20 protein-coding genes are annotated in these 18,650 nt (G+C 63.7%); 16 read left to right on the top strand and 4 right to left on the bottom strand.

The window, feature by feature from the left end:
• Window positions 1-6 precede the first annotated feature (6 nt).
• Window positions 7-477, bottom strand: a complete 471-nt coding sequence (locus tag AAHM40_RS08475; protein ID WP_342244235.1) for a YchJ family protein — start codon at window positions 475-477, stop codon at window positions 7-9.
• A 3-nt stretch (window positions 478-480) separates the two neighbouring features.
• Window positions 481-978, bottom strand: coding sequence for a DUF6231 family protein (locus AAHM40_RS08480; protein WP_342244236.1), 498 nt, complete (start codon window positions 976-978; stop codon window positions 481-483).
• Window positions 979-1,108: 130 nt separating this feature from the next.
• Between AAHM40_RS08480 and AAHM40_RS08485 the strand changes: the two genes are divergently transcribed.
• From AAHM40_RS08485 to AAHM40_RS08500, 4 genes are all read left to right on the top strand, one after another.
• On the top strand, window positions 1,109-1,801 hold the full coding sequence (locus tag AAHM40_RS08485) for an OmpA family protein (RefSeq protein WP_342244237.1): 693 nt from the start codon (window positions 1,109-1,111) through the stop codon (window positions 1,799-1,801).
• 96 nt (window positions 1,802-1,897) lie between these two features.
• Window positions 1,898-2,623, top strand: coding sequence for an OmpA family protein (locus AAHM40_RS08490; RefSeq protein ID WP_342244238.1), 726 nt, complete (start codon window positions 1,898-1,900; stop codon window positions 2,621-2,623).
• Window positions 2,624-2,746: 123 nt separating this feature from the next.
• Window positions 2,747-3,025, top strand: coding sequence for a DUF1145 domain-containing protein (locus tag AAHM40_RS08495; RefSeq protein WP_342244239.1), 279 nt, complete (start codon window positions 2,747-2,749; stop codon window positions 3,023-3,025).
• The gene (locus tag AAHM40_RS08500; RefSeq protein WP_342244240.1) at window positions 3,018-3,779 is read left to right on the top strand and encodes a collagen-like protein; all 762 of its coding nucleotides are present in this window, start codon (window positions 3,018-3,020) and stop codon (window positions 3,777-3,779) included. The genes AAHM40_RS08495 and AAHM40_RS08500 overlap by 8 nt, the downstream gene beginning before the upstream one ends.
• 34 nt (window positions 3,780-3,813) lie before the next feature.
• On the opposite strand, the gene AAHM40_RS08505 is transcribed toward AAHM40_RS08500, so the two are convergent.
• The gene (locus tag AAHM40_RS08505; protein WP_342244241.1) at window positions 3,814-4,278 is read right to left on the bottom strand and encodes a CopD family protein; all 465 of its coding nucleotides are present in this window, start codon (window positions 4,276-4,278) and stop codon (window positions 3,814-3,816) included.
• 98 nt (window positions 4,279-4,376) lie between these two features.
• Here AAHM40_RS08505 and dinG point away from each other — a divergent pair, with 98 nt between their 5' ends.
• The 5 genes from dinG (at window position 4,377) to pdxH (ending at window position 11,807) form a co-directional block, all read left to right on the top strand.
• Window positions 4,377-6,521 (top strand): ATP-dependent DNA helicase DinG, encoded by a 2,145-nt coding sequence (dinG, locus tag AAHM40_RS08510; RefSeq protein WP_342244242.1) that lies wholly within the window; start codon window positions 4,377-4,379, stop codon window positions 6,519-6,521.
• Window positions 6,522-6,696: 175 nt separating this feature from the next.
• On the top strand, window positions 6,697-9,024 hold the full coding sequence (locus AAHM40_RS08515) for a beta-galactosidase (protein WP_342244243.1): 2,328 nt from the start codon (window positions 6,697-6,699) through the stop codon (window positions 9,022-9,024).
• Between the two features lie 84 nt (window positions 9,025-9,108).
• Window positions 9,109-10,257, top strand: coding sequence for a serine hydrolase domain-containing protein (locus AAHM40_RS08520; protein ID WP_342244244.1), 1,149 nt, complete (start codon window positions 9,109-9,111; stop codon window positions 10,255-10,257).
• Window positions 10,258-10,391: 134 nt separating this feature from the next.
• On the top strand, window positions 10,392-11,111 hold the full coding sequence (locus tag AAHM40_RS08525) for an OmpA family protein (protein WP_342244245.1): 720 nt from the start codon (window positions 10,392-10,394) through the stop codon (window positions 11,109-11,111).
• 48 nt (window positions 11,112-11,159) lie between these two features.
• Entirely contained in the window at window positions 11,160-11,807 is a 648-nt protein-coding gene (gene pdxH / locus AAHM40_RS08530) for a pyridoxamine 5'-phosphate oxidase (RefSeq protein WP_342244246.1), read from the top strand.
• 6 nt (window positions 11,808-11,813) lie between these two features.
• On the opposite strand, the gene AAHM40_RS08535 is transcribed toward pdxH, so the two are convergent.
• Window positions 11,814-12,053 carry a hypothetical protein gene (locus AAHM40_RS08535; RefSeq protein ID WP_280283369.1) on the bottom strand — a complete coding sequence of 80 codons (240 nt, stop codon included), beginning with the start codon at window positions 12,051-12,053 and terminating at the stop codon, window positions 11,814-11,816.
• Between the two features lie 158 nt (window positions 12,054-12,211).
• Here AAHM40_RS08535 and AAHM40_RS08540 point away from each other — a divergent pair, with 158 nt between their 5' ends.
• The 7 genes from AAHM40_RS08540 (at window position 12,212) to AAHM40_RS08570 (ending at window position 18,630) form a co-directional block, all read left to right on the top strand.
• Window positions 12,212-12,676 (top strand): glycine zipper 2TM domain-containing protein, encoded by a 465-nt coding sequence (locus AAHM40_RS08540; RefSeq protein ID WP_028631013.1) that lies wholly within the window; start codon window positions 12,212-12,214, stop codon window positions 12,674-12,676.
• A gap of 232 nt (window positions 12,677-12,908) precedes the next feature.
• A complete protein-coding gene (locus AAHM40_RS08545) occupies window positions 12,909-15,704 on the top strand; it encodes a monovalent cation/H+ antiporter subunit A (protein ID WP_342244247.1) in 2,796 nt (931 codons plus the stop codon).
• Window positions 15,704-16,039 carry a Na+/H+ antiporter subunit C gene (locus AAHM40_RS08550; protein ID WP_342244248.1) on the top strand — a complete coding sequence of 112 codons (336 nt, stop codon included), beginning with the start codon at window positions 15,704-15,706 and terminating at the stop codon, window positions 16,037-16,039. Before AAHM40_RS08545 ends, AAHM40_RS08550 begins: the two co-directional genes overlap by 1 nt.
• Window positions 16,036-17,535, top strand: coding sequence for a monovalent cation/H+ antiporter subunit D (locus AAHM40_RS08555; RefSeq protein ID WP_342244249.1), 1,500 nt, complete (start codon window positions 16,036-16,038; stop codon window positions 17,533-17,535). The genes AAHM40_RS08550 and AAHM40_RS08555 overlap by 4 nt, the downstream gene beginning before the upstream one ends.
• On the top strand, window positions 17,532-18,032 hold the full coding sequence (locus AAHM40_RS08560) for a Na+/H+ antiporter subunit E (protein ID WP_342244250.1): 501 nt from the start codon (window positions 17,532-17,534) through the stop codon (window positions 18,030-18,032). Before AAHM40_RS08555 ends, AAHM40_RS08560 begins: the two co-directional genes overlap by 4 nt.
• Window positions 18,017-18,286 (top strand): K+/H+ antiporter subunit F, encoded by a 270-nt coding sequence (locus AAHM40_RS08565; protein ID WP_028631008.1) that lies wholly within the window; start codon window positions 18,017-18,019, stop codon window positions 18,284-18,286. The genes AAHM40_RS08560 and AAHM40_RS08565 overlap by 16 nt, the downstream gene beginning before the upstream one ends.
• Window positions 18,283-18,630, top strand: a complete 348-nt coding sequence (locus AAHM40_RS08570) for a Na+/H+ antiporter subunit G (RefSeq protein ID WP_342244251.1) — start codon at window positions 18,283-18,285, stop codon at window positions 18,628-18,630. The genes AAHM40_RS08565 and AAHM40_RS08570 overlap by 4 nt, the downstream gene beginning before the upstream one ends.
• The last annotated feature ends 20 nt before the right edge of the window (window positions 18,631-18,650 follow it).

The following is an 18,650-nucleotide window of genomic DNA, read 5'->3' on the forward strand; positions in this document are numbered from 1 at the left end:
GGTGATTCAGAAGTAACTCGAACAGCACTTCTTGAATTTCTGGCCGCTGCCGCAGGGGCAGGGGTCGTTGCGTCCCGCCTTGACCACAACCGTCGGGTCGAGGAAGTACCAGCGGCCATCCGTTTGGACGAAGGCGGACTTTTCACGATGACTGTGTTCGCCCGACTGGTCATGCCAGCGCGCGGTGAAGGTGACGAAAGCGTGCTCTGGCTGGCCGCCAAGGAGCTCATGGCCTTCCACCTCCAGGCCGAGCCAGGTACTGGAAAGGCTCCATGCGCGAATTGCATCGACGTCCAGGTCCGCGCGCTGGGCGGGCAGTGTGGTTTCCACCAGGTAGTCCACCAGCCCCAGCACATAGGCGCTGTAGCGCGAACGCATGAGTGCCTCGGCGCTGGCGGCAGGGTGGCCGGCGTGATGGCGGCCGCAGCAGACCTCGAGGAGGTTGCCGCTACCACAGGGACAGATCGTAGTGCTCATGGCTTACCACCAGTACTTGCCGAAGTTTTCCGGGTTGGCCCAGAACTTGGCGTTCAGCCAGTCGGGGACCTGCTTGTATTCGCGCAGGTCGTAGGTGAAAAGGGTCAGGGTCTGCTGGTCGCGGCGGAAGCGTTCGCTGGCCTGCAGCGCCAGGGAGAAGAAGTCGGTGTCCTGCCAGCCACAGGCGTTGAGGTCCGCGAGCACGGCTACCCGGCTGGCATTCAGGTTGCGAATGCCACCCAGCAGTTGCAGGCCGGTGCGTTTGGGAAGGTGTTCCAGGCAGTCCGCCAGCAGCGCAAGGTCGAAACGACACCCTGCCTGCTCCGGCGGCAACGGGCCGGCGGGGATCTGTATCACCTGGCAGTCCGGGTGGGCGGCAGCGAAGGCTTCCAGTGCGGGGAGGGGGCTGTTGCCGACCAGAAGCAGGCTGAGTGGGGCATAACGTTCGAGCAAAGCCGCGAGGGCTTGCTGGGGCGTGCGGGAAGAGAAGCTGTCAGTCATTGAAAATCCTCGAACCAGTGGGGCAAGACTAGCCTGAAGGCGAGACATGGCCTAGTGCTGGCGGTTTCCGGGGCTGGCGTCTTTACTCCCTATTTGTCGGTATGGGCCGATTCTAAGAGGAGACTCGCTTATGAGCATTATACGGACAGCTTTACCCCTGCTTCTTGTGACCAGCTTGCTGACCGGCTGCGCCGGCTTGCAGAAAACCGACTGGCCCAAGTGTGCTGCAGTAGGGGGTGTGGTAGGTGCGGGACTGGGTGCGATTGAAAGCAGTACCTATGCCGGCTGGGGCGCCCTGATCGGCGCAGGTACTGCAGCCGCTTATTGCTGGGTTCATGGCGATGGCGACGAAGATGGTGATGGTGTGCTTGATAGTCGCGACAAGTGCCCTGGCACTCCGCCCGGGACCCAAGTAGACGCCGATGGCTGCCCGCTCAAGGCAGAAGAGCCGGTGGTCGAAGAGGTGGTTGTCGAGCACGAAACCATTGTTGTCCGCGACCTGCTTTTCGCATTCGACTCCGCCAAGCTTGACCCGGCCGACGAAGCCAAGCTGGACACCGTTGCCAGTCGCCTGAAGAACGAAGCCCCCGACGCCAAGCTGACCATCACTGGTCACACCGACAGCGTTGGCTCTGATGCCTACAACCAGAAACTTTCGGAGCGCCGTGCTCAATCGGTTGCCGACTATCTGGTGAGCAGTGGCATCCCGGCTTCCAACATCCTCAGTGTGGGTGGTGCGGGTGAAAGTCAGCCGGTGGCCGACAACGCCACTAAGGACGGTCGTGCGATGAACCGTCGAGTGGAAATCCAGATCGACCGCTAAACCCCAGGGACATCCACGGCGTACGCCTTGTGCGCCGCGGTCTCCGGGTCTTTACTCCTGTGTTACCGGTTTGGCCGGTGGCACAGGAGAATCATCATGGGCAAGCAGCTTCCCCGGGTTGCGATTTCCGTTCTTCTGGTCAGCAGTTTCCTGTCTGGTTGCGCCTCTACGTCCAGTGACGGCAGTGCGGCGTTGAATCAGGGGAATTGGCCAATCTGTAGTCTGATCGGCGGCCTGGTGGGCGGTGGCCTGGGTGCCATCGAGAGTTCCGCATGGGCAGCCGGCGGTGCCGCAGCGGGCGCGATTGCCGGTGGACTCATCTGTTATGCCCAGGATGGCGATGCCGATGGCGACGGCGTTTTCGATCGCCGTGACAATTGCCCAAACACACCATCCGGTTTGACTGTCGACTCTCGCGGTTGCCCGGAACGGACCTACCCGCAAGCGCCTGTCGAAGCCCCGCCACCCCAGGATGAAGTGATCGTTCTCAGCGACATGGGCAATGTGCTCTTCGCGTTCGATTCCGCCGAGCTGACCTCCACAGCCAAGGAGCAACTGGTGGCCATTGCCAACCGCCTGACCGGTGCCAATCTGCTTAGCGTCAAGGTGGTAGGCCACACCGACAGCACCGGGTCCGACGCTTACAACCAGGGATTGTCCGAGCGCCGGGCACAGAGTGTGGCGGACTTCCTGGCGAGCGAGGGCGTACCGGCCGGCAAGTTGACGGCTGAGGGCATGGGCGAAAGCCGGCCGGTGGCAGACAACGGAACGGATGCCGGACGTGCGCAGAATCGCAGGGTGGAAATCCATGTTGATCGCTGAATGACGCTTACGCCCGAAACCTAGGGGCCGGCCCCAGCCCCACGCTTATCCCGGCGACGCTCTGGTGCGCCGCCGGCCTTCGGCGTATGTTCCGCAAAACTAAAACAATGCTAGGGGGAAGGCATGCGTCTAATCATGGGGCTGGGCAAGCTGGTTGCCCTGTTGTTCTGGCTGGTGGTGATTGCCAATCTGATCTCACCTTTCGCCAGGCCGTTCGAGATGCTGCTAAACGGTGCTGGGGGGTTGTTGATCCTGGTACACCTGCTGGAAATCATGCTGTTCAATTCGCTGCTTCGTGGCCGAGCCAGTCCCTGGCTGGATCGCATGCAACTGCTCCTGTTCGGAGTTTTTCACCTGCTCAGCATTCCACGTCACGCCGCCAAGGAGGCCGTTCATGCGTAAGTTTTGCCTGCTGGCGGCCCTTGTCGCGCCGATGGCTTTGGCCCAGGGCCAGGTGAAAGTGGATGCCCACAACTTCCTCAAGCTACCGCAGAGAGTAGGCAGTCTCAGCCTCGATCAGGTCGAGGTTGCCGACCACGCTACGCTGCTGATCCCGGCCGGTGTCACCGAACTGAAGATCGGTGAACTGCGCATGGGGCGTGACGCGCGTCTCGGCATCGCACCATCCGCGCAGGCGTTCCGCCTGGAAGTGCAGCGAGGAGAGATCGGTACGGGTAGCCATATCACGGCATCGGGTGCGGCCGGCAGCATGAACAGGCCGGCCAGCGCTGGCCGTAACCTCGATTTGCGCCTGGTGGATGTCCGAGTGGACGAGATCACCCTGGACGTGCGTGGCGGCATAGGCGCGCCCGGTCGTCCGGGGCTGGATGGCGCCAATGGAGATGCGGCCGGTTGTCTGTGGGGCCAGGCAGAGCGTGGCTGGGATGGCCAGCCCGGCGAGAATGGTGAAACGGGTGGCGCCGGTGGCCAGGTGCGTCTGGAAGTGCCTGAAACCTTCCCGGTGGAGCAGGTGCGCGTCCGACTGGAAGGCGGCGCCGGTGGTGCGCCGGGCGAAGGGGGCGCGGGTGGGCATGGCGGTGCCAGCAAGGGCTGTCTGCTGTACAAGGCTGACGGCGCCAGGAGTGGACGCGCCGGGCAGTCCGGCCACCCCGGTGCTGCCGGCGCCACTGGCAGCCTCAAGGTCGTACGTTTCTGAACGAGAGATGGCGCACAGGGACGTGCGCCGGAATTCAGAAGCTGGGGCGGATGGCGACAATCGTCACCAGCGCCAGCCCGATCAGCAGATTGAACCCCACCACCCGGCGGATGCGACCCAGCACCGCACCACCCTCCGGCCAGTTCTCGGCATTCACCGCCGTGCGCAGCTGCGGCAGCAGCAGGGCGCTGACCCGCAGGAACAGCGCCAGCATCGCCACGTACAAACCGATCATCATGTGCACGTAGCGCGGCGCCGCTTCCATGCTGGCGTACGACAGGTGCAGCATACCGACCCCGGTAAAGGGCAGTACCAGTACCGCCGGCCATACCCATTGGAAGAAGCGGCGGAACACTTCCAGCCACAGGCGTAGCCGGGCTGGGGGCTCCAGGGTGGTGACGGCGGATGGCCGCAATATCATCCAGGCGAAAAACATGCCGCCGACCCAGATCAGGGCGGCCAGCAGGTGCAGGGCATAAAGGGCAGCGTGGGCAGTCATCCGGTGAACTCCATTCGGCGGGCAAAATAAGGCGCGCTATCATAGCTGCCCTGTTAAAGTACTGAAAATTTATCCAGCTCCCGCCTTCATCACTGTCCATGCTCAGCACCGAACTCAAGTCCCAGATCCAGGGCGCCTACAGCCGTTTTCTCGAAGCCAAGGGGCTCAAGGCCCGCTATGGCCAGCGCCTGATGATCGCCGAGGTGGCCAAGGTGCTGGGCGCTATCCCCGTCGACGACGAAGGGCATCGCGAGGGCGAGCCCGCCGTGGTAGCGGTGGAGGCGGGGACGGGTACCGGCAAGACGGTGGCCTACAGCCTGGCGACCATTCCTGCCGCCAAGGCTGCGGGCAAGCGCCTGGTGATTGCCACCGCCACCGTGGCCCTGCAGGAGCAGATCGTCCACAAGGACCTGCCCGACCTGATGCGCAACAGCGGCCTCAACTTCAGCTTCGCCCTGGCCAAGGGCCGTGGTCGCTACCTCTGCCTGTCCAAGCTCGACATGCTGCTCCAGGAAGGCCAGGCGCAGAGCGCCACGGCGCAGTTGTTCGAAGACGAAGGTTTCAGGATCGACGTCGATGAGAAGGGCCAGAAGCTGCTCAACCAGATGATCGAGCGCCTCGCCGGCAATCGCTGGGACGGTGATCGCGATTCCTGGCCTGAAGCCATCGAGGACCCGGATTGGGCCCGTGTCACCACTGACCATAGCCAATGCACCAAGCGCCATTGCCCGAACTTTCAGCAATGCGCCTTCTATAAGGCGCGGGAAGGCATGACCAAGGTGGATGTGATCGTCACCAACCACGACATGGTGCTGGCGGACCTGGCCCTGGGCGGCGGTGCCGTGCTGCCGGACCCGCGCGACACGCTTTATGTATTCGACGAAGGCCACCACCTGCCGGACAAGGCCATTGGCCACTTCGCCCATTACACCCGCCTGCGCTCCACCGCCGACTGGCTGGAGCAAGTAGCCAAGAACCTGACCAAGCTGTTGGCGCAGAACCCCTTGCCGGGTGACTTCGGCCGCCTGATGGAAGGCCTGCCGGAACTGGCGCGGGAGATCCGTACCCACCAGCAGTTCATGTTCAACGCCTGCGAGGAAATCGCCGACTTCCGTGCCGGTGAGGACATGGAAGGTCGCGACCGCCCGCGGCACCGATTCGAGGCTGGCGTCGTACCCGAGCACCTGCGGGAACTGGGCATCGAGTTGAAGAAGGGCTTCTCCAGGCTGCACGACGTCTTTACGCGGCTCACCGAACTGCTCAAGGAAGCCATGGACGGTGAAGCCAGCATCGGCATCGCCAGCCACCAGGCCGAGGAGTGGTATCCGCTGTTCGGCAGCTTGCTATCCCGCGCCCAGGGCAACTGGGAGCTGTGGACCGCCTTCACCGCCGAAGACCCGGAAGACAGCCCGCCGATGGCGCGCTGGCTGACTCTGGCCGAGAGCGGTGCATTGCATGATATCGAGGTCAACGCCAGCCCGATCCTGGCGGCGGAGACCCTGCGTCGAAACCTGTGGAACGTGGCCTACGGTGCCTTGGTAACCTCCGCCACCCTGACCGCCCTGGGCAAATTCGACCGCTTCCGCATGCGCGCCGGGCTGCCCAAGGTTGCCGTCACCGCCGTTGTGCCGAGCCCGTTCCATCATGCCGATGCCGGTTTGCTGCGGGTGCCTGATCTCAAGGCCGACCCCCGCGATGCCGCTGTCCACACCGCGGCTATCGTCCGTGAGCTGCCTGGCCTGGTAGAGGGTGCGCGCGGCACCCTGGTGCTGTTCGCCTCGCGCCGGCAGATGCAGGACGTGTTCGAAGGCCTTGAGCGTGACTGGCGAAAGCGCGTGCTGATCCAGGGCAACCTGTCCAAGCAGGAAACGCTGAACAAACACAAGGCTCGGGTGGACGATGGCGAGCCCAGCGTGCTCTTCGGCTTGGCCAGCTTCGCCGAGGGCGTCGACTTGCCGGGCGCCTATTGCGAGCACGTGGTGATCGCCAAGATTCCCTTCGCCGTGCCGGACGATCCGGTGGAAGCGGCGCTGTCCGACTGGATCGAGGCTCGAGGCGGCAACCCCTTCATGGAGATCGCCGTGCCCGATGCCTCGTTGCGCCTGGTACAGGCATGCGGTCGACTGCTGCGTACCGAGGCAGACCGCGGCACTATCACCCTGCTGGATCGTCGAGTGGTCACCCAGCGTTACGGTCGCGCCATCCTGGATGCCTTGCCGCCGTTTCGTCGCGAGATCGCCTGAGCGCTCTGAGCTCGACAGCGCGCCCTTGACGCTGTGCTCCCCCCATCTGCGATGATGCCGGGGTTTTGCGGGTGCCCCGTGGCATCCGCCTCGCCCGCTTCGTATTGTCGCACCCATGGCGAGAGACGAACTTACTGCGGTCTATGCACTGCATTCTCTTGGGAACTCCGGTCCGATGCTTTCGACATCCAAACACCCCCTTGTGCTGGCCATCCTTCTCGGGCTGTCGGGAATCCCCCTGGCTGCCCAGGCAGAGACCCTGTTCAATTTTGTCCGTCCGCTGGACGCCGTGCAGGTGACCACCCAGGACGCCAGCCTGCCGAGCGTCACCGCCGAATCGACCGCCGATGGTGAGATCCTGCGCCGGCTCACTTTCAACGTCGCCGAGAAGCCCAGCCTGCGCCTGACTCCGCAGAGCGGCAGCTGGGACTGGTCCAAGGCTGAGGCCATGAGCCTGCGTATCCAGAGTGCGCAAGACTGGGCGATCACCCTGGACGTTGCCATCGAGAGCACCGACGGCAAGGTCCTGACCACCCAGGTGGCGCTGCCGGCCGGCCCGGCGCAGACCCTGCTGGTGCCCCTGACCGCCACTTCGCCCAATGCCCATGGCATGCGCGCAGCACCTCCAGTGCCCTGGACCCGCGACGGCCAGCGCTCGCTGCCTGCCACGTTGGTCAATGGTGAGTTGGATCGCAGCAAGGTCGCGTCCGTGACCCTTTCCCTGAACCAGCCGAACGCCGCCCAGAACGTGCTGCTTGGACGCTTCGGCACGGTGGAGGACGACCAGCAGGATGCCCTCTATGACGGCCTGATGGACGCCTATGGCCAGTACGCCCGCGCTGATTGGCCGGGCAAGGTGAAGAATGACGAGCAACTGAAGAAGGGCGCCGAGGACGAGGCGAAGCAACTCGCCGGCTGGACGGCCAAGCTTCCGCAGCAGGATGTCTATGGCGGTTGGCTGGGCGGTGAAACCTTCGAAGCCAGCGGCTTTTTCCGGCCGGAGAAGCGCAATGGCCGCTGGTTTCTGGTGACGCCGGAAGGCCATCCGTTCTTCTCCCTGGGCGTGAACGCGGTGACCCCCGGCCTGAGTCAGACCTACGTCGAGGGCCGCGAAGCCATGTTCAAGGCGCTGCCCAAGGACAACGAGCCCCTCGCCACTCACTTCGGCAAGGGGGACGACCGCGCCGAAACCGACGCCAACAAGGGCCGCGCCTTCAACCAGGGGCGTTGGTACGATTTCTATGGCGCGAACGTCGAGCGCACCTATGGCGGCAATGATCCTCAGCGTTGGATCAGCCACAGTCTCGACCGTCTCAAGGCCTGGGGCTTCAATACTGTCGGCAACTGGAGTGATCCGGCCTTCAACAACAGCCAGCGCATGCCCTACACCTTGCCGCTCTCCATTCATGGTGACTACGCCACCATCAAGACCGGTTTCGATTGGTGGGGCGGCATGCCCGATCCCTTCGACCCGCGCTTTGCCATGGCGGCGGAGCGAGCCATTGCCATTGCCGCCCGGGACCACCGTGACGACCCCTGGCTGCTTGGCTTCTTTGCCGATAACGAACTGGCTTGGGGCGGCCACGGTGAAGACCCGAAAGCCCGCTACGCCCTGGCCTATGGCACCCTGCGCCTGACCACCGACGTGCCCGCCAAACGCGCCTTCCTCAAGCAATTGCGCGACAAGTACCGCAATCAGGCGGGTCTCTCCAAGGCCTGGGGCATCGAGCTGCAAGCATGGGAGCTGATGGAGGACCCGGGTTTCGAACCGCCGTTGCCGAATCCCGAGCACCCGGCCATCGAGGAAGACTTCCAGCGTTTCCAGCGCTTCTATGCCGACACCTACTTCAAGACCATCGCCGACTCGATGAAGTGGCATGCGCCCAATCACATGCTGCTGGGGGGGCGCTTCGCTGCCACCGTGCCTGAGGCCATCGAGTCCTGCGCGCAGTACTGCGATGTCATCAGTTTCAACCGCTACACCCGCGAGCCGCAGCATGGCCTGGACATGGACCTGCTGCGTCGTCTGGACAAGCCGCTGATGATCACCGAATTCCACTTCGGCTCCCGTGACCGCGGCCCGTTCTGGGGTGGCGTTTCGGAGGTCTACAAGGAAGAAGAACGCGGCGCGGCCTATGCCAACTACCTGAAAAAGGCCGCCGAGGAACCGCTGATTGTCGGCGCTCACTGGTTCCAGTACCTCGATCAGCCTGCTACAGGTCGCCTGCTCGATGGCGAGAACGGTCACCTGGGGCTCGTCGCCATCACCGACCGTCCCTGGCAGGGATTTGTCGATGCAGTGCGCAGGGCCAACCTGGGCCTGGCAGCTGATATCAACAAGCTGGTAGAGCCGAAGGAGCCGGCCAAGCCTGCGGCAACGCAGAAACCGGCCGCGCCAGTGAAAGAGGCCAGTCAACCCAAGGACGCACCGGCGGATCAACCCAAGGCCGAGGAGCCCGCCCAGCCGGCGGCGCCCCAGCAGGAGGAAGCCGGGAAGCCCTGATGGGCGACCCGTCTTCGGCACGATTCACAAGGGGCGGCAAGGCTGGAACAATGACGCCTCCATTAGTTTTTCAGGAGCAACCCGGTGCAGACCCAGGGCTATTTCGACTTGCGCTTCGAGGCGGCGAGAGACGCGTTCGCCGAACTCTTCGCTGACCCGCAGGAGCGCGGTGCCGCCCTTTGTGTGCAGGTGGGGGGGGAGACGGTACTCGACGTCTGGGCAGGTGTGGCCGACAAGGATGGCCAGGAAGCCTGGCACAGCGACACAATCCTCAACCTGTTCTCTTGCACCAAGACCTTTGCGTCAGTGACCCTGCTGCAGTTGGTAGGGGAGGGCAAACTGGACCTGGACGCCCCAGTGGCGCGCTATTGGCCCGAGTTCGCCGCCGCCGGCAAGGAAGGCATCAGTGTGCGTCAGCTGCTCTGTCATCGCTCCGGCTTGCCGGCGATTCGAACGGCGCTGCCGGCTGAAGCACTCTACGACTGGGACGCGATGACCGCCGCCCTGGCTGCTGAAGAGCCCTGGTGGACGCCGGGACAAGCACACGGTTATGCACCCATCACCTACGGTTGGCTGGTAGGCGAGCTGATTCGTCGTGCCGATGGCCGTGGTCCGGGGGAATCCATCGTGGCGCGTGTCGCCAAACCCTTGGGACTGGATTTCCACATCGGCCTGGCTGATGAGGAATTCCACCGCGTGGCCCACATCGCCCGCGCCAAGGGCAACCTGGGCGACGCGGCAGCGCAGCGGCTGCTCAAGTGCATGATGACCGAGCCGAATTCACTCAGTACCCGCGCCTTCACCAATCCCCCGTCCATCATGACCAGCACCAACAAGCCGGAATGGCGGCGCATGCAGCAGCCGGCGGCCAATGGCCACGGCAATGCGCGCAGCTTGGCTGGCTTCTACGCCGCCTTGCTGGACGGTCAGTTGCTGGACTCGGAATTGCTCTCCGAGCTGACTCGGGAACACAGCCAGGGCGAAGACCTGACCCTGCTGACTGCCACCCGTTTCGGCCTCGGCTGCATGCTCGACCAGCCGGACGTGGCCAACGCCACTTACGGCCTGGGCCGTTACGCCTTCGGCCATCCCGGTGCGGGTGGCTCCACCGGCTTCGCTGATCCGGAGCGCGAACTGGCGTTCGGCTTCGTCACCAATACTCTCGGCCCCTATGTGCTGATGGACCCTCGCGCGCAGAAGCTGGCGCGGGTGGTCAAGGACTGCCTGGGCTGAGCCACTCGTCAGATAGACTGTTTTTTTCTTTGCTGATTAAAGGCTTGCCGCCAGAATTTAAGCCAGATTGTGAAATTAAATCGCCATCACCCCGGTGTTGGCGTGCGGCCTTCAGCGACTACGGAATCCTGCCCATGAAGCTGTTCAAGATCTCCACCTTGATCCTCTGCATATCTGCGTCCGGCTGCAGCATGCTTGGCCCCCAGAAGGCCGAAGCCCCCGCCCAACCCGAGAAGGTTGCTTCTGCCAGCCACGGGTGGTGGCCGTTTGGCGGTGATGCAAAAGCCAAGGCACCGAAGGTGGCCAAGGTGGACGTCAAGGCCACCCAGGCATGGCTCGACCAGTACGAACCGCGCCTGCGTGCAGCCGCGAAAGACAGCAAGCTGGAGGTGGAGCGCCGCGAGAACGTGCTGGTGGTGATCCTGCCGGTGGACCCATCGTTCAATCCGGATCGCCCGAGCATGCTCCTGCCCATTACCCTGGGCCCGATTACCAGAGTGGCCAAGCTGGTGGAAGGTGATCCCAAGACCGCGGTGCTGGTGCTCGGCCACGCCGATACCTCCGGCAAGGATGAGACCAACCGCAAGATCAGTCAGGAGCGTGCCCAGTCCGTGGCCGCAATCTTCCGCCTGAGCGGCCTGCAGCGTGATCGCCTCTCCCTCAAGGGACTGGGTTCGGATATGCCGCGCGCGGCCAATGACAGCCAGCAAGGTCGTTCGCTCAATCGTCGTGTCGAGATGGTCCTGACGCCGCAAGCCACACTGGTTGCGCTGCTCGCCCAGTACAACACGCCGGCCAAGCCGGAGCAGTCGGGCAAGGCCGAGCAGGTAGTTGCGGCAGATCAAACCAAGTAGGCCAGGCTTGGGTAAGCTATTGGCTTTCCGGACACAGGACCGCCAATCATGACCCAGACCCTGGCCGATATGCGCCGTGACTACACCCGTGACGGGCTCAGCGAGGAGCAGGCTCCCGCCGAGCCTTTCAGCCTGTTCCAGAGCTGGTTCGGCGATGCGGTGAAGACCGAGCAACTGCCAGTCGAGCCCAATGCCATGACCCTCGCCACGGTGGATGCCGAAGCCCGACCTCATTGCCGAGTGTTGCTGCTCAAGGGCCTGGATGAGCGTGGCTTCACCTTCTTCAGCAATTACGATAGCGCCAAGGGCGAGCAGCTCTCGGCCAACCCCTTCGCTGCCATGACCTTTTTCTGGCCGGCCCTGGAGCGCCAGGTGCGCATCGAGGGAAGGGTAGAGCGGGTGACTCCGGCTGAATCCGACGCCTATTACCAGGTGCGCCCGCTGGGTAGCCGTCTGGGGGCCTGGGCTTCGCCGCAGAGCCGGGTGATCACCGATCGTGTCGAGCTTGAGTCACTGTTGGCGCAGACTGAACAACGTTTCCTCGACACGGCGCCCAGTTGTCCGCCGCATTGGGGCGGCTATCGCCTGCTACCTGAGCGCATCGAGTTCTGGCAGGGGCGGCCAAGTCGCCTGCACGACCGCCTCAACTATCGACTTGTCGACGGTGCCTGGGTGCGTGAGCGCCTGGCCCCCTGAACAGGCTCAGTCCTGCGCCTGGTAGCGATCGGCCGCCTGGCGCAGCCAATCCGGAAGCTGGCGCCGCTTGATACCGGCCTCACGCGCCAGCGCCAGTTGCTCCAGCATAAAGGCCTGCTTGGCCTTGTCGCCTTCAGCCAGGGACAATGCGAGGTCGCGATCCATCCAGCGCTTGATGCGCACATAGAGCCACCAATGGAAGTACAGCCCGGCGGCGGTGGTGATCACGATGATGAAGTAGTCCATGGGCTAACCTTGGGTTACATGGGGCTTGGGAATATTCCCAGGCTGCTGTCAGAAAACTGAATTCCGGCTGAACGAACCCTGAGTAGTTTGCCTGTTCGAGTGACAGCCTCCGCGGCGCGGAGTCTAATGGATAGGTACTCAATCCTGGAGGAAATGCTATGCGTAAACCCGTCCTGCTGGTCGCCTCTTTCACGGCAGTGGCACTGGCATTGGGTGGCTGTCAGTCGAGCCTGACCGGTGACACCTATTCCCGTGACGAGGCCCGGCAAGTGCAGACCGTGCGCATGGGCATGATCGAATCCCTGCGCCCGGTGAAGATCGAAGGTACCAAGACGCCCATCGGCGCCGGTGCCGGTGCGGTGGTCGGCGGCATTGGCGGCAGCACCATCGGCGGTGGCCGCGGCAGCGCGGTTGCAGCGGTGATTGGCGCAGTCGCGGGTGGCCTGTTGGGTGCTGCGGCTGAAGAAGGCATTACCCGTACCCAGGGTGTAGAAATCACCGTACGTGAAGACGATGGCTCGATGCGTGCCTATGTCCAGGAAGTCCAGCCCAACGAAATCTTCCGCGTTGGCGAGCGCGTGCGAATCTTGACGGTCAACGGCACCAGCCGCGTCGCCCACTGAAGCTAAGCTGTCCCAATCGGGACAGCTTGTTCGTTCCTGTCAAGTCCCGAAAAAAGAAGGCGACAGTGCCATTGGCCTGTCGCCTTCTGGTCTGGGCGCTTTCCGGCATTGCTAGCGTTTTGAAATAATTCAATCTATCGCGGCGAATCGATAGTAATGGATAATCGCTGGGTTTTTCGCTTGCCATTTCCGTAACTTGGAAGGAAATGGCGCTGACCTAGGGGAGATATGGATGATCCTGGCGCTCATTGTCGCGCTGCCTTTTCTCGGGGCGCTATTTCCACCACTGGCCGAGCGCCTTGGCCGTTCCGTGTGCGCGGGTGTTGCCGCGCTGGTGCCACTGACCGGCCTCATTCTGCTGCTGGCCCAGACCGACAGCGTCTTCGCCGGCCACACCCTGACATTCGTCCAACCCTGGCTGCCGGGGTTCGGCCTCAGTTTCAGCTTGCGCCTTGACGGTCTGGGCTACCTGTTCGCCCTGCTGATTCTCGGCATCGGCCTGCTGGTCATCCTCTACGCCCGCTATTACCTGTCGAAGGAAGAGCCCATGGGGCGCTTCTTCGCTTTCCTGTTGCTGTTCATGGGCGCGATGCTCGGCGTGGTGCTGTCCGAGAACCTGCTGCTGATGCTGGTGTTCTGGGAACTGACCAGTTTGTCGTCGTTCCTGCTGATCGGCTTCTGGGGCTATCGCTCCGACGCGCGTAAAGGCGCGCGCATGGCCCTGGCGGTGACAGGTGGCGGTGGCCTGGCGTTGTTCGCCGGGGTGCTGCTGGTGGGGCACATCGCGGGTAGCTTCGAACTGACTCAGGTGCTCGCCGCGGGTGAGCAGATCCGCGCCCACAGCCTCTACCCGGTGGCCCTGGTCCTGGTGCTGCTGGGCGTGTTTACCAAGTCCGCGCAGTTCCCGTTCCATTTCTGGCTGCCCCACGCCATGGCGGCACCCACGCCGGTGTCGGCCTACCTGCACTCGGCCACCATGGTGAAGGCCGGGGTGTTCCTGCTGGCGCGCCTCTACCCCGCGTTGGCCGGCTCCGACCTCTGGTTCTATCTGGTCAGCCTGAGCGGCTTGGCGACATTGCTGTTCGGTGCCGGCATGGCCCTGTTCCAGCATGACCTCAAGGGCTTGCTGGCCTACTCGACCATCAGCCACCTGGGCCTGATCACCCTGTTGTTCGGCCTCGACTCGTCGTTGTCCAACGTCGCGGCGGTGTTCCACATCATCAACCATGCCACGTTCAAGGCCTCGCTCTTCATGGCGGCAGGGATCATCGATCACGAAACCGGCAGCCGCGATATGCGACTGATAAACGGGCTGTGGAAGTACCTGCCGCACACGGCCGTGCTGGCGATGGTGGCGTCGCTCGCAATGGCTGGTGTGCCGTTGCTCAACGGCTTCCTCAGCAAGGAAATGTTCTTCGGCGAAACCCTGCAGCAGGACCTGCTGGGCAGCTTCAGTTGGGTGGTGCCGGCGGCAGCGACCCTGGCCGGGGTATTCTCGGTGGCCTATTCGCTGCGCTTCGTCCATGACGTGTTCTTCAATGGCGAGCCGGCGGCCCTGCCCAAATTCCCGCCCCACGAACCTCCGCGCTACATGAAGGTTCCGGTGGAAATCCTGGTGTTTCTCTGCCTGGTGGTTGGCATGCTGCCGGGCTACACAGTGGCGCCGTTGCTGGCCGCTGCTGCCTCCGCGAGTCTCGGTGGCACGCTGCCGGAGTACGACCTGGCGATCTGGCATGGATTCAACCTGCCGCTGGCCATGAGTCTGGTGGCGCTGGTCGGCGGCGTGCTCGTCTACGTGTTGCGCAAACCATTGTTCCGTTGGTATGCCGATCTGCCCGACACCGACGCCAAGGAGGTGTTCGAACAGCAGGTGCAGCATGTCACCCGGGTCGCCCGCTGGATTACCGGCTACCTGGAAAACGGCTCGCTGCAACGCTACCTGGCCTGGTTGCTGGGCAGCGCTGTGGTGCTGGTGGCGCTTTCCCTGGCGCCGCTGCCTCAGATAGCCGGTGCGCGTCCACTGACTCCGCTGGATGGCATTACCGCCCTGGGGCTTGTGGTGCTGGCCGCCTCGGGCGTGTTGACGGCGATCTTCCATCGCCAGCGGTTGATTTCGCTGATGGTTCTCGGCGTGGCCGGTCTGCTGGTCGCCTTGGCTTTCGCCCGCTTTTCCGCCCCGGATCTGGCCCTGACCCAGCTGGTCGTAGAAGTTGTGACACTCGTACTGCTGATACTGGCGCTCTATTACCTGCCATCCAGAACACCGGGCGAAAGCTCCAGCCTGCGCGGCCTGCGCGACTTCGTTCTGGCCTGCGGCGTTGGGGTGATGGTGGCGTTGCTGGCCTACGCCGTGCTGACACGTCCTTATGACGGTATTGCCGGGTACTTCCTGGCCAACAGTGTGTCCGGAGGAGGCGGCACCAACGTCGTCAACGTGATACTGGTGGATTTCCGCGGCTTCGACACGCTGGGCGAGATCACCGTCCTGGCTATTGCCGCCGTGGGCATCTTCGCCATGCTCTCGGGCTTGCACCTGACCAACCCCACCTGTGATCCCCAGGGACGTCGGTGGGCTCACGCCAAGCACCCGCTGATCCTCGAAACCCTGTCGCGCCTACTGCTGCCGCTGGCGCTGCTGATCTCGGTGTTCATCTTCCTGCGCGGGCACAACCTGCCGGGCGGTGGTTTCATCGCCGGGCTGGTCACCGCCGTGGCGTTGGTGCTGCAGTACATCGCCAGCGGCATCGCCTGGGTGGAACAACGCATGTCACTGGATTACCAGCGCATGGCTGGCACAGGTGTACTGATCGCCGCCCTCACTGGCCTCGGCAGCTGGTTCTTCGGGCGCAATTTCCTCACGTCCGCCTTCGGTCATTTCGAACTGCCGCTGGTTGGAGAATTCGAACTGGCCACCGCCATGCTGTTCGACCTGGGTGTCTATCTGACCGTTGTCGGTGCCACCCTGCTGGTGCTGGTCAACCTGGGGCGGGTGAGCCTGGCGCCTGCAGCGATCAAGGAGATTCACTGATGGAGGCGCTGTTCGCCGTAACCCTCGGCCTGCTTACCACCAGTGGTGTCTACCTGCTGCTGCGGGGCCGGACCTTTCCCGTGGTCATAGGGCTGACCCTGCTGTCCTATGCCGTCAACCTGTTCCTCTTCGCGATGGGTCGCCTGGTCGGTGAGGCGGCGGTGCTTGGGCGTGACGTGCAGTACGCCGACCCGGTTCCCCAGGCCCTGGTGCTAACCGCAATCGTCATCGGCTTCGCCATGACCGCCTTCGTGGTGGTGCTGGCCCTTCGCGGCGTTGGCGATCTGGGCAGCGATCACGTCGACGGTCGCACCGACGAGGAGTCGGCGCCATGATTCATCTGACGATCCTGCCCATCCTGATTCCCCTGTTCACCGGCGCGCTGCTGCTGGTGCTGCCGTCCAATGAGCGTTTGAAGCGCAGCCTCTCTGCATTCGCCACCCTGGCCCTGGTGCCGCTGGCGCTGCTGCTGATGCAACAGGCCGACGATGGCCAGTTGCGCGTCTACACGCTCGGCAGTTGGCAGCCGCCGTTCGGCATCGTGTTGATGCTCGACCGCCTGGCTGCGCTGATGCTGCTGGCCACCGCCGTGCTGGCCAGCGCCGCGGTGCTTTACGCCGTGCGTGGCGATGACCGCATCGGCCTGCGATTTCATGCGCTGTTCCAGTTCCAGTTGCTGGGGATCAACGGAGCCTTCCTGACTGGCGATCTGTTCAATCTGTTCGTGTTCTTCGAGATCCTGCTGATTGCCTCTTACTCGCTGCTGCTGCACGGCGGCGGTGGCGAGCGAGTGAGGGCAGGGATGCACTACGTGATCCTCAACCTCGCCGGTTCGGCGCTGTTCCTGATTGCGGTGGGCGCCCTCTATGGCATCACTGGCACCTTGAACATGGCCGACATGGCTCGCCAAGTGGCCGCTGCCGGGCCGGAGAACACCCCGGTCCTGGCCGCCGCGGGGCTGGTACTGCTGCTGGTCTTTGCTCTCAAGGCGGCGCTGCTGCCGCTGTACTTCTGGCTACCGCGTGCTTATGCCGCGGCCAGCGCGCCGGTGGCTGCACTGTTCGCAATCATGACCAAGGTTGGCATCTACTCCATCCTGCGCGTCTACAGCCTGGTATTCGGCCCCGGTGCCGGCGAGCTGGCCAACCTGGCCCAGCCCTGGCTCTGGCCACTGGCGTTGGCCACGGTGATCCTCGGTGCCCTGGGTGCGCTGGCCGCTACCACCCTGCAAGGACTGTTGGCCTACCTGGTGGTGGTGTCCGCCGGTACCCTGCTGGCCGCCATTGCCCTGGGCACGCCCGAAGCGCAGGGCGCGGCACTCTTCTATCTGCTGCACAGCACCTGGGTGGCGGGGGCGCTGTTCCTCCTCGCCGACCTGGTCAGCCGCCAGCGTGGCGCCAAGGCCGGCAACCTCGTCCAGGGCCCGGCGCTGCAGAATCCGGGCATCCTGGGGGCGGCCTTCTTCTTCGGCGCGATCGCCGTAGCTGGCTTGCCGCCGTTGTCGGGTTTCTTCGCCAAACTCTTGCTGCTCCAGGCCGTGCTGCCGGGCAGTGGGGCGCTGCCGTTATGGAGCGTGCTGTTGATCGGTGGATTCGTCAGCCTGGTGGCCTTGAGCCGCGCGGGTAGCACCCTGTTCTGGCGCACCGGCCATCAGGTGCTCGGCAGTGCCGAACTGGATAGTGGCCGGCTGTTTGCCACCCTGCTGCTGCTGGCTGGCAGCCTGGTGCTGGTCGCCTTTGCCCAGCCGCTGATGGATTACGTTCAGGCCAGCGCTCTGCAGTTGCACGACCTGAACCTCTATAGCGCGATTCTCGAGGAGGCCGGAGCATGATGCGTCGACTCTTCCCTCATCCCGCCGAGAGCCTGTTGCTGCTGTTCGTATGGTTGCTGCTGGTGGATTCCTTCGCCTTCGGCCACTGGCTGCTGGGCGCCTTCCTCGGCTGGCTGATTCCATTCTTTTTCCAGCCGCTGCTGATCGAGCGGCCCAAGCGCTGGCACCCGCTCAAGCTGATGCGTTTCCTGCTGATGGTGATGGGTGACGTGCTGGTGGCCAACTTCCAGGTGGCGCGGCTGACACTGGGGCGCGTCGAGGCACTGCGTCCGGCTTTCGTCGAGGTGCCCATCGAGCTGGACAACGAAGTGGCCATCAGTGTGCTGGTGAGCGTGGTGTCCCTGACGCCGGGTTCGCTGGCGGCCGACCTCAGTGCCGATCGCCGGACCCTGCTGGTGCATGGCCTCGATGTGCCGGACAAGGCGGCCATGGTGGCCGAGATCAAGTCGCGCTACGAGGCGCCGCTGATGGAGATCTTCCCATGCTCGCCTACGTGATACCGCTTTGCCTGGCCATGCTCGGCCTGGCGTTGTTGCTGGCCCTGGCCCGGCTCATCAAGGGGCCCTGCCTGCCGGATCGCGTGCTGGCACTGGACACCCTCTACATCAACGCCATTGCCTTGCTGATGCTCTATGGCATCTGGAAGGGCAGCGACCTGTTCTTCGAAGTGGCCCTGCTAATCGCGGTGCTCGGCTTCGTCAGCACCGTGGCAGTGGCCAAGTACATGCTGCGCGGAGACATCATCGAATGAGTGGCGAACCCTTGTCCCTCTGGGCGGAAATACTCGTATCGGCGCTGCTGCTGCTCGGCAGTGCCTTCGTGCTGATTGGCGCCTTCGGCCTGTATCGCCTGCCGGACTTCTTCATGCGACTGCATGGCCCGACCAAGGCCACCACCCTGGGTGTGGGCGGCGTGGTGGTTGGGTCGCTGGTGTTCTTCTCTGCCGATGCTGATGGATTGAGCCTGCACGAACTGCTGATCAGCCTGTTCCTCTTCATCAGCGCCCCGGTCAGCGCCTACATGCTGGCCAAGGCCGCGGTCCTGCAGCAGTTGCCCCTGGACCAGAAGACTCGTGGCAAGCCATGGAACCAGTGAGCGCTACAGTTTCTCCTGCT

The organism is Pseudomonas sp. OTU5201, assembly GCF_038440135.1.
In the GTDB taxonomy this organism is placed as follows: domain Bacteria; phylum Pseudomonadota; class Gammaproteobacteria; order Pseudomonadales; family Pseudomonadaceae; genus Metapseudomonas; species Metapseudomonas resinovorans.